Below are 13,402 nucleotides of genomic sequence, written 5' to 3'. Positions count from 1 at the left end.
GATCCGCTCCGATTCCGTTTGGCGGATTCCTAGAAAATCCGACCCCGAACCGGACGATCTCGCGGCTTTCGTTGTGGGGAACCTACAACGATGACGTGAAATCGGTAGTCGCGGTGTTGCACCAGGTGTCGACACTGGTTTCATGACTACTTCACTCAGCACCGAGAGGCCGCCGCGCAGCCGACGCCTCACCGACCTCCTCGGCGGCCTCGCCGCCGCCGTCTTCCTCGCCGCCGCGATCGTGCTGTGGTGGGTCGGCACCTACCCGTTGTGGCCTTCGGGGATCGCGTTCGCGCTCTCCGGCGTCGTTTCGTTCGCGCTCGCCGTCAAGGCGAAGCACTCCGCGGTCCGAACCGCCGCGTGGGCGGGCGTGGCCGTCGCCGGGGTACCGCTCGCGATCATGTTCCCCATGAGCGTGTTCGAGCGCTATGCCGAATGGGGCCTGCCCGAGTGGGCCCTGACCGCGGTCTGGGGGCTCGACGGCGGCATGCTCCCGCTCTTCGGCGTCGCCCTGGTCTGGGCGGCATGGAGAACACCGAAGTCGCGGGTCGACGGCATCGCGGGAGAGATCGCGCTCGTGGTGCTCATGCAGTCGGTGCACCTGCTGATCGTGCTGTCGGCGCTCTTCGTCTCGGAGGACCCCACCATCGAGATGCGGATCGGGTTCGGCACGGCCGCACTGTGCTTCGCGCTCGCCGCGATCCGTGCCGAAGGCCGCCGGATCGTCTACGGCGCCACTGCGCTCCTGTGCCTCGGCAACATGTTCTGGTTCCTCAACCACTACCCGGGCGGCGATCCGGCCACGAGCTGGCTGCTGGCCCTCTTCGCGGTCCCCGCCGCGGCGGGGCTGCTCCAACTGGCCTGGAACCGCTTCTCTCTCAAGCGGTCGGCCACTCCCACGAAACGAAGAATTTCTTCAACCGACGCTTGACGTATGGAGATTCTTGCCACATTCTGGATTGGATTCGATCGACTTCCCTTCCTCCCCTAGGAGCAGTCATGAGATGGACCCAATCGAAGCGGCGCGGCCTGCTCGCGCTGGTCGTGGCGGCCGTGACCGGTGCCGTTGCCGCGCTCGCCCTCGTCGCCCCCGCGCAGGCCGCGACGCCGCGCAACGGCGTGTGCGAGACCGGTGAGTTCTGCCTCTACTACAACAGCGACACGTCCGGGTCGCTGAGCGACTTCACCGGGTCCATCAGCGACTACGGGACCGGCACCGGCTGCTACAAGTTCGTCAGCGCCGGTGCGGGCCAAGGCCAGTGCGTCAAGAACAACGCCGCCTCGGCCTGGAACCGCACGAGCCGCTACATCACCGTCTTCTACAACAGCGGCTACAGCGGCCCGATCGACAACTTCAGCCCCGGCGCCGAGGCCAACCTCCGCGACTACCTGAAGAACGAGAACGCCGCCCACCTCTTCGGCGTCAGCGGCACCGCCTCCGACAACCTCGAGTACGCCGTCTACCACTCCTCGTCGGCGGCCATCACCGCCTACTTCGACGGCTACACGACCACCTCGGGCCGCCACGAAGGCGTCGACATCGCGCACACCGTCGGCGCGAACGTGTACGCGCCGGTCTCGGGCACCGTGGTCCGCATGACCGAGGGCGCCCGCGGCTCCGGCGGCCTCTCGACCCTCGCCGTCTACAACTCGAGCCTCGACAAGACCATCGTCTACCTGCACCTCGACCCCACGGTCGGCGTCGGTACGGTCATCTCCGTAGGGGAGAAGGTCGGCGTCGAGGACTGGCGCGGCGTCAGCTCCTCCGGCGGCGCCCACACCCACGTCGAGATGCGCAACGGCCGCCAGACCGCCGCGGCGCCGAGCGTCGGCGACCCGACCCTGACCAACCCGAACCCGACCAGCTTCTGGGCGGCCCGGGGCTACAACATCTGCTGCCAGTTCGGTTAGCAGCGCAGCGAAAAGCCGCGGAGAACTCCGGTTCTCCGCGGCTTCTGCTATGCCTGCTAGCGGGACTCGACCGTCTCGAGCTCCCCGGTCTCGGCGAGTTCGCGGTCGATCTCCTCGAACAGCTCCTCCGCGGCGAACCAGGCCTTGGACGCCTTGGAACGCAGCAGCAGGAGCGTCGCGGTGGGGAAGGAGCCGCACACGACGAGCATGGCGGCGGCGCTGACGAAGAAGGGCGCCTCGTCCGGGAACGTCGCGAAGTAGGCGCGGCCCAGAATCCACAGGTACATCGCGGCCGGGACGATCGCCAGCGCCCACCACGCGGCCTTCACCGCGTGGGCGCGGCGGCGGCCGAGGCGCGTGGCGATGAACGGCATCGAGACCGTGACGGCGACGCTCAGGAGGATCGTGACCAGCCGTTCGAGGTCGATCGAGCCGATCACGTCGAGCATCGAGTCGTGGCTCGACGAGGACCTGGTGGCGTCGAAGAGGAACCGGACGCCGATCGAGTAGAGCAGCACGATCGCCGCGAACTGGAGCCAGATGACGCCTTGCGCGGCGAGGACGGACTTCGGCTTGGCAGAGGGCCCGTGGTGTCGGGGTCGCACTGCGCTCCCTTCTCGGCAGCGGAAACGCGGCCGAAGGATCGCGCCCTCGGCGAAGCTTGCGAGCCGTAATTGTGCCCGGAGGACTTACGCAGTCGACACCAGGTCGGAACTGGGGGCGCCGCTTCCTGGGGAAAGCGACCTTTGAACGATAGCGAACCCCGGCCACCCCCAGGGACCCGGTGCGATCCAGAACACGAACGATCCGGACACAGTTCGGGCCGGCTTGACAGCCGAAATTCTGATAGCTACTGTCAAATGACAGTTACTTCCAGAATTGAGGCGCCATGGCACCCGTATCCGCCCGCCGTCGCTGGTGGGCCCTTCTCTCGCTCCTGTTCGGCCTGCTCGTCGTCGGCCTCGACGTCACGATCCTCAACGTCGCCCTCCCGACCCTCGCCGTCGACCTCGACGCCTCGACGGCCGACCTGCAGTGGATCGTCGACGCCTTCATCGTCGCGCTGGCCGCCCTCCTGCTGCCCGCAGGACTCCTCGGCGACCGGCTCGGCCGCAAGAAGGTCCTCCTCGCCGGGCTCGCGATCTTCGGCGTCGCCTGCGGCCTCGCCACCATCGCGGACTCGGTCGGCACGCTCATCGTGGCCCGCGCCCTCATGGGCGTCGGCGCGGCCGTGGTCATGCCCGTCTCGATCGCGGTGGTGCCCAGCATGTTCAGCGGCGCCGAACGCACCCGCGCGGTCGCCCTGCTGACCGCCGGGATGGCGATCGGCCTCCCGCTCGGCCCGCTCCTCGGCGGCTGGCTCCTGGAGCACTACTGGTGGGGCTCGGTCTTCCTCATCAACCTGCCGCTCATCGTGATCGGGTTCTTCGCGATCGCGTTCCTGCTCCCCGAGTCCACCGACCGCAACGCCCCGAAGCTGCACCGCTTCGCCACACTCGCGGCCGTGACCGGGCTGGCCGCCCTGGTCTACGGCGTCATCGAGGCGCCCGTGGACGGCTGGCTCTCGACCCCGACGCTCGTGGGCGGCATCGGCGGGCTCGTCCTCATCACGGCGTTCGTCGTCTCCCAGGCCCGCGCCTCCGCTCCCATGGTCGACCTCGGGCTCTTCCGCGACCGGGCCTTCCTCTGGGGCTCGATGATCGCGACGGCCGCGTCGATGCTCATGATGGGCGCGCTGTTCCTAGTGCCCCAGTACCTCCAGATCGTCGAGGGCCACTCCGCGTTCGGGACGGGCCTGCGGCTGCTGCCGATGATCGGCGGCCTCATGGTCGGCGGCCTCGGGGCCGAACGGCTCGCCGCCCGCTTCGGGTACCGGTTCACCGTCGTCGCGGGCCTGGCGCTCTCCGCCGCCGGGTGCGCCCTCGCCACGGCCACCGACCCCGGCACGGGCTTCGGCCTGGTCGCCGCCTGGCTCGCGGTCCTCGGCGCGGGCTTCGGCATGTCGCTCGTGCCCGCCACGGACGCCGTCCTCGCCGCACTCCCCGCCGACCGCGCCGCGATCGGCTCCGCCCTGATGCAGACCCTGCGCCAGACCGGCGGCGCGATCGGCGTGGCCGTGTTCGGTTCGGTCGCCTCCAGCGTCTACCGGGCCGAGCTCGATCTGCCGCCGCTCCCGGCCGAGGCCGAGAAGGCCGCCGAGGACTCCGTCGCCGGTGCCGCGGCCGTTGCCGAAGCGCTCGGCTCCCCGGAGACCGCGGGCACCGCGTTCGCGGCGTTCACCGACGGGATGGGCGCGGTGTTCCTGGTCTGCGCGGTCCTCGCGGTCGTGGTCGCGTGCGCGGCGGGCCCGAGGTTCCCGAAACGCCCGGGCGCCGAAGAGGCACAATCGCAGCATGAACCGTCCCGGGCTGCGTGAGCGCAAGAAGATCGAGACCCTGCACCGGTTGCAGGAGGAGGCCCTGCGGCTCTTCGACGAGCAAGGCTACGAAGCAACGACGATCGAGCAGATCGCCGCGGCCGCAGGCGTCTCCCCCTCGACCTTCTACCGCTACTTCCCGGTGAAAGAGGACGTGGTCGTGCAGGACGAGTACGACCCGCTGATCGTGAACGTCTTCGAGAGCAGCTCCGAGGACGATCCGCCGTTGGCAGCGCTCCGCCAGGTCCTCGCGGTCCTCTTCGCCGAGTTCACCGAAGCGGACATCGCCCGGGTCCGCCGCCGCGTCCGCCTGATCTTCGCCGTCCCGGCCCTCCGCGCCCGCCAAGGCCAGCAGACCGCCGTAACCGAGGAACTCCTGGCCCGCATGGTCGCCGAACGCACCGGCCGCTCACCGGACGAACTCGAAGTCCGCCACTTCACGGCCCTCGTCGTCGCCTCCTGGACCGTCGCCATCAGCACCTGGGCCGCAACCGAAGGCACCAAGCACGACCTCGAAACCACCATGAACCGCTGCCTCGACCACCTCGAAGCCGGCGTCCCCCTCTAGGGCCGGGCTACTTGGTGAAGGCCGTGGTGTCGAGTTCGAAGTCGAAGGGGGCCGGAACGCGGACCGGGTCGCCGAAGGGGGCCGTGGTCTGGGTGCGGTAGCCGCGGTCGGACGGTTCTGAGTAGACCGTGACCTGCTGTTTCTTCATGTCAAAGAGCACATAGATCGGAACGGACTGACCGTAGATGTCGAGTTTGTAGGTCAGGTCGTTACCGCGGGTCGACGGCGACGTCATCTCGCCGACCAGGGCCAGTGATTCGCAAGGGGCGAAAGGGGTGTCGTTCTCGGCGATATCCAAGTCCACGACGAAGATATCCGGACCGACGGCCCCGTGTGTCGTGGGGAAGATGAACTTGAACGGCTCGCCCATAGCGTCGTAACCCGTCGGCGCGTGTCCATCCAACTGGCGGAGAACCGATCTCATCGGTTTCGCGTACGACCAGCGAGAAAACGGCGACACGACGATGTTCCCCCCGAAGACCTCGATATTGTGTCCGGGAGCCTCCATCTCGTCCGCAATGGCGAGTTGTGCGTGAAACTCCCGTTCCGCACCATCATAGTCAGTTGTACCGTTTGTATTCCGTGCGAGGGTCATGGCCATCTTCGCCTCCTCGTGTCGTCCCCGGGCACTAGAGCATACGGACGATTATGGCAGGTTCCCGGCCGAAGATGTCACGCGTCGCGTGCCAGCATGTACTCGCAGATGTCCACCAGGGCCTTCTGCGCGGGCCCTTCGGGGAGGGCCTTCGCGAGGGTCCGGGCCCGCTCCTGGTACTGCAGGAGCGTGGCTTTCGCCTGGTCGAGGGCGTTCGAGGCGCGCAGGAGCGCGAGCGCTTCAGGGAGGTCGGCCTCGGGGACGGGCCCCGCGACGAGCTCCCTGAGTCGGGTTTCGGACGGGTCGTCCCCGGCGAGCGCGTAGATGACCGGGAGGGTCGGGACGCCTTCGAGGAGGTCGGTGCCGGGGGTCTTGCCGGAGGAGTCCGAGGCGATGTCGATGATGTCGTCGGCGATCTGGAACGCGACACCGATGACCTCGCCGAACTCCTCGGCGGTCGCGATGGTCTCCTTCGAGGCGCCCGCGAACCACGCGCCGAACTTGGCGCACGTGGCGATGAGCGAGCCGGTCTTCTCCGACAGGATCTCCAGGTGCCACTCGACGGGGTCGATGCCCTCGGGCTGCGGCATGGTCTCGTTGATCTGGCCGCGCACGAGCCGCGCGAACGTGGACGCCTGGAGGCGCACGGCCTCGATGCCGAGGTCGGCCATCATCTGCGCGGCCTGGCTGAACAGGTAGTCGCCGGTGAGGATCGCGACCGAGTTGTCCCAGCGGGCGTTCGCGCTGGGGGCGCCGCGGCGCACGAGCGCCTCGTCCATGACGTCGTCGTGGTAGAGCGTGGCGAGGTGCGTGAGCTCGAGCGCGACGGCGGCGTCGAGGATGCCGGGGCGGTGCGGGTCGCCCAGGTGCGCGCACGCGAGGGTCAGCATCGGCCGGAAGCGCTTCCCGCCCGCGCGGATGAGGTGGGACCCGGACTGGCGCAGCAGCGGCTGGTCGGTGTCGACCGCTTTGAGCAGTCGTTCCTCGACGAGATCGAGCGAAGCTCGGATCTCTTCGGCGAAGGCCTCGTCGGAGAAGGTCAGCGCGGTCTGGGCGCGTCGGGTGGTCACCACCGCCTCACCTTATCGTGTTCACGCGCCGGACCGTTCGGCACGGGATCCGGGAGTCGCGCGCGCCGCAACGAGGAACGTCAATGCGCGAGGCGTTTGCCGACCGTGCTGCCCGCCACGATGAACAGGGCCGACGCCGCCATGGCCGCCACCGCGGCCGTCCACCCGGTGGCCCAGCCGAAGTGGTCGACGATGAGCCCGAAGCCGATCGGGCCCACCGCGCCGCCGAGGAAGATCCCGGTCTGCGTCACCGAGGTCGCCAGCGCCGGGGCGTCCGCGTACCGCTGGACGACCGCGTGGTTCATCAGCCCCGGCCAGGCCCAGCCGAGCCCGTACGCGGCGGCGGTGCCGAACGGCAGGAGCCACGGCAGCTCGAACAGGTACGTGGCGAGCCCTGCGGCCCCGGCGGTGAGCATGAGCGCGATGATCTGGAACTCGCCGCCGCGGCGCACGTCGGCGAGCGCGCCGAAGCCGGTGCGGCCGATGACCCCGGCGATGCCGCCGATCATGAGGACGAGCCCGGCGTAGCTCTCGGAGCCGCCGATGTCGACGGTGAACGTAGTCGCGAACGTCCCGATCGGGGTGGCGGCGAGCGCGCCGAGGAACGTCGCCACGGCGAACAGGACGAGCTGCGGGTCGAAGGAGCGCGCGGCCTTGTTCTTGGGGCGCACGGCGGGCCGCCCGAGCCCGGCGAGCGGGATGAGCGCGAGCAGGACGAGTCCGGCGCCGATGACGAACGCCCAGCGCCAGCCGAGGGTGAGCGCGACGAGCGGCACGCTGAGGCCGCCGAGCATGGTGCACAGCGGCACCGAGGCCTGCTTGGCGCCGAAGAGCAGGCCGCGGCGCCCGTGCGGCGCCCATTCGCTGAGCACGGTGTTCGACGCGAGCTGGCCGAGGCCGTTCGCGGGGGCGCACAGGACCATGAAGACGGTGAGCACGACCGGGTCGTGCGCGAACGCGGCGACGCCGAGGAGCCCGGCGGCGGACATGCCGATGGCGGTGCGGGCGGTGACGAGCGCGCCGAAGCGGTCGACGAGCCGCCCGGAGGGCACGGTGGTCGCGGCGGTGACGGTGAAGTACGCGCCGGAGATCCAGCCGATGGCGCTGAGGCCCATGCCGAGCTCGGCGGCGATCTGCACGGCGAGCCCGCCGAAGAGGAAGAGCGGGAGGACGGCGGCGACCTGGACGGTCATGGCGGCGGTGACGGTGGTGGACGTACGGGGACGAGCCGGTGCGGAGGTGGACACGACGGCAACCGTACTCCGCTTATCTGATAACCAGATTGGTCGCACAACGCGGGATCGTGAAGGTGCGTCGCCCGTTCGCGTGATCTGTCTTGACTCCGACACACAGCGTGTGCGACTGTTGCGTTTGTACGACAGCGTTCTCTTACGACGGACCGGTGCACTTCGTTCAAGCCATGGCGAACGAAACGCGGCGGCCCTGGTGGGAGGGAGCCGCCGCGTTTCGGTTATTCGAATGTTCCGCGGCGGCGACGAGGAAGTTTGGTGGGGACTCGACGCCGCCGCCGCGGGTTGTCCGCGACCGGTGAACCGGACCGCGAACGGTGCTGACACTTAGATATTGCCCTCTCCGTGACTGTGACGCAACCGGCCCTTGTTTATATAGTTAGAACACGACCGGTCCGACCGGTGCCACCCCTGGCGCCCCACGTCGGACCAACTGGTGCAAATTGGAGCGGCGGCATGGTGGAGCAGCGGCGACCAGGGGACGAACCGCAGAGCGGCGTCCCGAACTACTCAGGCGCGCCCCGGAAGCGGGCGACCAGGGTCCGGCCCGCGGCGCCGGACCACAAGCCCGCCAAGGCATCGGCGGCCAGCGCCTTCCCGAGCTCGCAGGGCGAGCCGACCAAGATGATCCAGAGCGTCCAAAGGGCGCTGCGCATCATGGAGCTCGTGGGCAACCACCCCGCGGGCGTCACGGCCCCGCGCATCGCGTTCGAGTGCGGCCTCAACCGCGCCACCGCGTACAACCTCCTGCGCACGCTCGTCTACGAGCACTACCTGCGCCGCGACGAGAACGGCCGCTACACGCTCGGCCTCGAAGTCTCCGACCGCTACTCCGAGCTGACCCGCGCGATCGCCGGGCCGAGCACGTGCGGCGAGTTCATGCGCCGCATGTCGACCGAGACCGGCTACTCCACTTTCATCGCCCGCTTCGTGGAGGGCCGCCCGGCCGTCACGGATGTCATCGAAGGCAACCGCAGCCCGCACGTGGAAGAGCTCATCGTCGGCTTCGACGACGGCGCCCACGCGACCGCGCTCGGCAAGGCCCTCCTCGCCACGCTGCAGCCGCACGAGCGCGACCGCTTCCTCAAGTCCGCCGGGATGCGCCCGTTCACGCGCCGCACCCTTGTCGAACCGGACGCCCTCGAACACGACCTGGCCGTCTACAGCGAGTCCGGGGTGTTCGCCGAGATGGGCCAGTTCCGCGAAGGCGTCGGCTGCGCGGGAGTCGTGGTGCGCGTGGGTGACTCGCCCTCCGACCGGATCGTCTTCGCGGTCGCGCTGCCGCTGCAGGAGATCCGCACGTCCTGGCCCGACCTCTCCGAGCGCCTGCGCGCCGCGGCCATGGAGCTCGAACCGCTGGTCTAGGCCGGGCAACCGGAGCATCCGCGGCACGCGTACTCAGGGAGTCGTGACGACTTCACCGAGAGGAACGCGGATCGATGCTGCGCAAGAGCAAAGCCGGGTTCATCGTCTGCGCGCTGGCCTTGGCGGCCGCCGCCTGCACCGACGACCCGCAGGGCGGCGGCGGGGCCGAGGGCGCGGGCGAGGTGTTCGAGGAGCCGCGCCTGGTCGACATGGTCAACGAGAGCAGTCGCCTTCTGTACGAACTGGAGTCGGCGGAGAACCGGATCATCCAGGACTGCCTCCTGGAGGCGGGCCACCCGGTCCACGACCAGCTGTTCTTCTCGGTCACCGAACCTCAGGAGCAGGAGGCGCTGTTCGGCGAGGACGACTGGGGGAACTGGCTCCCCCAGCTCGATGAGGCCCAGAAGTACGGGCTCGGCTCCTGGCGGTTCACCGACGAGGGCGCGGGCTCCGACCTGGCCGAGGAGTACGCGGCGTTCAAGGGCTACGAGACCGACGAGTTCTCGCCCGAAGCGGGCGGAGGCGGCAGCAGCTTTGACAACGCCGAGTTCGAGGCGCTTTCCCCCGCAGCGCAGTACGGCTGGTACGTCGCCTACTTCGGCGAGGCGGCCGCGGCGCAGGAGTGGGGCTACCTGATCGGCGCCGAGGCACCGGAGGACAACGGCGGCACCGAAGGCGCGATCGACCTCGACGACTTCGACTACGTGGAGCCCGAACCGGGCGGGTGCCAGCGCGAGATGATCGACGCGCTCTACGGCGACGCGCTGCGGCTCAACGAGACCCCCGAAGGCGAGGAGTACCGGGAGGCGACCTGGTCCTGGCGTCCGGTGAACCCGGTGGACGACGCCGCGGCCTACGAGGAGTTCGACATCCTCTACGAGGAGCGGATCACCGGCGTCCAGGGCGAGCTGGTCGAGTGCCTCGCCGAGCACGGGCACCCCGGCTGGGAGTTCGACGACGAGGGCGTTCTCCCGACCACGGACTACTTCTGGGAGCTCTACGAAGGCGAGGCCGACGTCCACGACCACCCGGACCTGCCCGAGGACGCCCCGACCGAGTTCGAGGACCAGTTGGCGTTCGAGATCGCGTTCGCGGTCGAGCTCGCCGAGTGCGGCGACGAGACCGGCTACCGCGAGACCGCAGAGAAGGCCTGGGGCGATACGCAGGAGGAGTACTACCTGTCGATCGAGACCGAGGTGTACGCCTGGCAGGAGGAGGTCCGCGGGATCTTGACCCAGGCCCAGGAGATCCTCGAAAGCTAAGCAGTGCAGCACGAAAGCGGGCCGGACCCCCGAAGGGTCCGGCCCGCTTTCTAATGCTTGTTTACAGCACGGTCCAGGTGTCGCCCGAGTGCAGGAGCCGGTCGAGGGCCTCCTTGCGGTCGACTCCGGCGGCGGCCTCGTCGACCTGCTGGCGCACACCGGCGTCGTACGTGGGCCGCTTGACGTTGCGGAACACGCCGATCGGGGTGTGGTCGAGCGCGATGCCCGACAGGCGCGACAGCGCGAACGCGTAGGCCGGGTCGTCCACATCCGACTTGTGGACGACCACGTCGGCAGCGTCGACCTCGGAAGCGTCCTTGACCTGGAGCCCGTAGCCGGACTGCACGACGACCTTGTCGCCGAAGGCGATCGGCTCGCCGTCCTGGAGCCGGATGATCGACTCGTCGCGGGTCTCCGGGTTCTTCAGGACCTCGAACGCGCCGTCGTTGAAGATCGGGCAGTTCTGGTAGATCTCGACGAACGCGCTGCCCTCGTGCTCGGCGGCGGCCCGCAGCACCTCCTGCAGGTGCGCGCGGTCGGAGTCGAGCGTGCGGGCCACGAACGTGGCCTCGGAGCCCAAAGCGAGCGACAGCGGGTTGAACGGCGCGTCCACCGAGCCCATCGGGCTCGACTTGGTGAGCGTGCCCGGCCCGGAGGTGGGGGAGTACTGGCCCTTGGTGAGACCGTAGATCCGGTTGTTGAACAGCAGGATCTTCAGGTTCACGTTGCGGCGCAGCGCGTGGATGAGGTGGTTGCCGCCGATCGACAGCGCGTCGCCGTCACCGGTGACGACCCACACCGACAGGTCGGGGCGCGAGGTCGCCAGGCCCGTGGCGATGGCAGGGGCGCGGCCGTGGATCGAGTGCAGGCCGTACGTGTTGAGGTAGTACGGGAACCGCGAGGAGCAGCCGATGCCGGAGATGAACGCGATCTTCTCGCGTTCCAGGCCCAGCTCGGGCAGGAACGACTGGACGGCGGCGAGGATGGCGTAGTCGCCGCAGCCGGGGCACCAGCGCACCTCCTGGCTCGACTTGAAGTCCTTGGCCTTCAGCTTGGGGGCGTCGAGCTTGACGTCAGCCATTCTTGATGACCTCCTCGATGGCGTCCTGGAGTTCGTTGGAGGTGAACGGCAGGCCGCGCACCTGGTTGTAGCCGACCACATCGGTGCCCGGGAAGTTCGAGCGCAGCAGCATGGTGAGCTGGCCCAGGTTCATCTCGGGCACGACGACCTTGTCGTAGCGCGCGAGGACCTCGCCGGTGTTCTTCGGCATCGGGTTGAGGTGGCGCAGGTGCGCGCGGGCGACGGAGACGCCCTTGTCGCGCAGGGCCCGCACGGCCGCGCCGATCGGGCCCCACGTGGAGCCCCAGCCGAGGACGAGCACGTTGGCATCGCCAGTCGGGTCGTCCAGTTCCAGGTCGGGCACGTCGATCCCGGCGATCTTCGCGGCGCGGGTGCGCACCATGAAGTCGTGGTTGGCCGGGTCGTACGAGATGTCGCCGGTCTTGTCGGCCTTCTCGATGCCGCCGATGCGGTGCTGCAGGCCGGGCGTGCCGGGCACGGCCCACGGGCGCGCGAGCGTCTCGGGGTCGCGCTGGTACGGCAGGAAGACCGGCTCCCCGGCCTTGTCGGTGCCGTTCGGCTCGGTCGCGAACTCGACGGAGATGTCGGGCAGCTCGGCGGTCTCGGGGAGGCGCCACGGCTCGGCGCCGTTGGCGATGTACCCGTCCGAGAGGACCATGACCGGGGTCCGGTAGGCGAGCGCGATGCGCGCGGCCTCGACCATGATGTCGAAGCAGTCCGAAGGGGACTGCGGCGCGAGGACCGCGATCGGGGCCTCGCCGTGGCGGCCGAACATGGCCATCACGAGGTCGGCCTGCTCGGTCTTGGTCGGCAGGCCAGTGGAGGGCCCGGCGCGCTGGACGTCGACGACGAGGAGCGGCAGCTCCAGCGAGACGGCGAGCGAGATCGTCTCGGACTTGAGCGCGATGCCCGGGCCCGAGGAGGTGGTGACGCCGAGCGCCCCGCCCCACGAGGCGCCGAGGGCCGCGCCGACGGCCGCGATCTCGTCTTCGGCCTGCACGGTGGTGACGCCGAAGCGCTTGTGCTTCGACAGCTCGTGCAGGATGTCGCTGGCCGGGGTGATCGGGTACGCGCCGAGGAACACCGGCAGGCCCGATGCGACACCGGCGGCGGTGATGCCCCAGGCCAGGGCCTGGTTGCCGGTGATGTTCCGGTAGGTGCCCGACTTGAGCTTCGCCGGCGGGATCTCGAAGCGGACGGCGAACGCCTCGGTGGTGTCGCCGTAGTTCCACCCGGCCTTGAGCGCGGCGATGTTCGCCTCCGCGATGGCGGGCTTGGCCTTGAACTTGCCGCGCAGGAACTCCTCGCTGGCCTCGATGGGCCGCGAGTACATCCACGAGACGAGCCCGAGCGCGAACATGTTCTTCGAGCGCTCGGCGTCCTTCTTCGAGACCTCGTGCTCGGCGAGCGCGCCGATGGTCAGGGTCGCGAGGGCGACGGCGTGCACCTGGTAGTCCTCGAGCGAGCCGTCTTCGAGCGGGTTCGCGTCGTAGCCGACCTTGGTGAGGTTGCGCTTGGTGAACTCGTCGGTGTTGACGACGATGGTGCCGCCGGGCTTGAGGTCGCCGAGGTTCGCCTTGAGCGCCGCGGGGTTCATCGCGATGAGCACCTCGGGCTGGTCGCCCGGGGTGAGGATGTCGGTGTCCGCGAAGTGGATCTGGAAGCTCGACACGCCCGGGAGCGTTCCGGCGGGCGCCCGGATCTCGGCGGGGTAGTTCGGGAGCGTCGACAAGTCGTTGCCGAGTTTGGCGGTCTCCGCAGTGAAGCGGTCACCCGTGAGCTGCATCCCGTCGCCGGAGTCCCCTGCGAAGCGGATGACGACCCGGTCGAGCTGCCGGACGGTATTCACCTAGATCTCCTCATGCGGGTTCTGGGGCACGCAAG

The 13,402-nt window shown here is 69.2% G+C and carries 12 protein-coding genes; 6 read left to right on the top strand and 6 right to left on the bottom strand.

Annotated elements, in window-relative coordinates:
• Nucleotides 1-142 precede the first annotated feature (142 nt).
• Nucleotides 143-931, top strand: a complete 789-nt coding sequence (locus ACZ60M_RS02025; protein WP_465413759.1) for a hypothetical protein — start codon at nt 143-145, stop codon at nt 929-931.
• Nucleotides 932-999: 68 nt separating this feature from the next.
• Nucleotides 1,000-1,911, top strand: coding sequence for a peptidase inhibitor family I36 protein (locus ACZ60M_RS02020; RefSeq protein ID WP_465413757.1), 912 nt, complete (start codon nt 1,000-1,002; stop codon nt 1,909-1,911).
• Nucleotides 1,912-1,967: 56 nt separating this feature from the next.
• Here the strand turns inward: ACZ60M_RS02020 and ACZ60M_RS02015 are convergent, their stop codons facing one another.
• On the bottom strand, nt 1,968-2,516 hold the full coding sequence (locus ACZ60M_RS02015) for a hypothetical protein (RefSeq protein ID WP_465413755.1): 549 nt from the start codon (nt 2,514-2,516) through the stop codon (nt 1,968-1,970).
• A 284-nt stretch (nt 2,517-2,800) separates the two neighbouring features.
• Here ACZ60M_RS02015 and ACZ60M_RS02010 point away from each other — a divergent pair, with 284 nt between their 5' ends.
• Together ACZ60M_RS02010 and ACZ60M_RS02005 are read left to right on the top strand one after the other, a co-directional pair.
• Entirely contained in the window at nt 2,801-4,327 is a 1,527-nt protein-coding gene (locus ACZ60M_RS02010) for a DHA2 family efflux MFS transporter permease subunit (protein WP_465413753.1), read from the top strand.
• Nucleotides 4,305-4,895, top strand: a complete 591-nt coding sequence (locus ACZ60M_RS02005; protein WP_465413751.1) for a TetR/AcrR family transcriptional regulator — start codon at nt 4,305-4,307, stop codon at nt 4,893-4,895. Before ACZ60M_RS02010 ends, ACZ60M_RS02005 begins: the two co-directional genes overlap by 23 nt.
• Before the next feature lie 7 nt (nt 4,896-4,902).
• Here ACZ60M_RS02005 and ACZ60M_RS02000 read toward each other — a convergent pair whose 3' ends face one another.
• From ACZ60M_RS02000 to ACZ60M_RS01990, 3 genes are all read right to left on the bottom strand, one after another.
• Complete coding sequence (locus ACZ60M_RS02000) at nt 4,903-5,496, bottom strand: Uma2 family endonuclease (RefSeq protein WP_465413749.1); 594 nt, start codon at nt 5,494-5,496, stop codon at nt 4,903-4,905.
• Nucleotides 5,497-5,567: 71 nt separating this feature from the next.
• Nucleotides 5,568-6,563, bottom strand: coding sequence for a polyprenyl synthetase family protein (locus ACZ60M_RS01995; protein WP_465413747.1), 996 nt, complete (start codon nt 6,561-6,563; stop codon nt 5,568-5,570).
• A 77-nt stretch (nt 6,564-6,640) separates the two neighbouring features.
• Nucleotides 6,641-7,807 carry an MFS transporter gene (locus tag ACZ60M_RS01990; RefSeq protein WP_465413745.1) on the bottom strand — a complete coding sequence of 389 codons (1,167 nt, stop codon included), beginning with the start codon at nt 7,805-7,807 and terminating at the stop codon, nt 6,641-6,643.
• A gap of 459 nt (nt 7,808-8,266) precedes the next feature.
• Here ACZ60M_RS01990 and ACZ60M_RS01985 point away from each other — a divergent pair, with 459 nt between their 5' ends.
• Nucleotides 8,267-9,175: an IclR family transcriptional regulator gene (locus tag ACZ60M_RS01985; protein ID WP_465413743.1), complete on the top strand. Its 909-nt coding sequence runs from the start codon at nt 8,267-8,269 to the stop codon at nt 9,173-9,175.
• A 74-nt stretch (nt 9,176-9,249) separates the two neighbouring features.
• Nucleotides 9,250-10,437, top strand: a complete 1,188-nt coding sequence (locus ACZ60M_RS01980) for a hypothetical protein (RefSeq protein WP_465413742.1) — start codon at nt 9,250-9,252, stop codon at nt 10,435-10,437.
• Nucleotides 10,438-10,498: 61 nt separating this feature from the next.
• Here ACZ60M_RS01980 and ACZ60M_RS01975 read toward each other — a convergent pair whose 3' ends face one another.
• Entirely contained in the window at nt 10,499-11,518 is a 1,020-nt protein-coding gene (locus ACZ60M_RS01975; protein ID WP_465413740.1) for a 2-oxoacid:ferredoxin oxidoreductase subunit beta, read from the bottom strand.
• Nucleotides 11,511-13,367 carry a 2-oxoacid:acceptor oxidoreductase subunit alpha gene (locus ACZ60M_RS01970; RefSeq protein WP_465413738.1) on the bottom strand — a complete coding sequence of 619 codons (1,857 nt, stop codon included), beginning with the start codon at nt 13,365-13,367 and terminating at the stop codon, nt 11,511-11,513. Before ACZ60M_RS01970 ends, ACZ60M_RS01975 begins: the two co-directional genes overlap by 8 nt.
• Nucleotides 13,368-13,402 lie beyond the last annotated feature (35 nt).

Source organism: Glycomyces sp. NPDC050141 (assembly GCF_055586545.1).
Note: the sequence above shows the minus strand (reverse complement) of the source record. Positions and strands in the feature narration are given on the sequence as shown.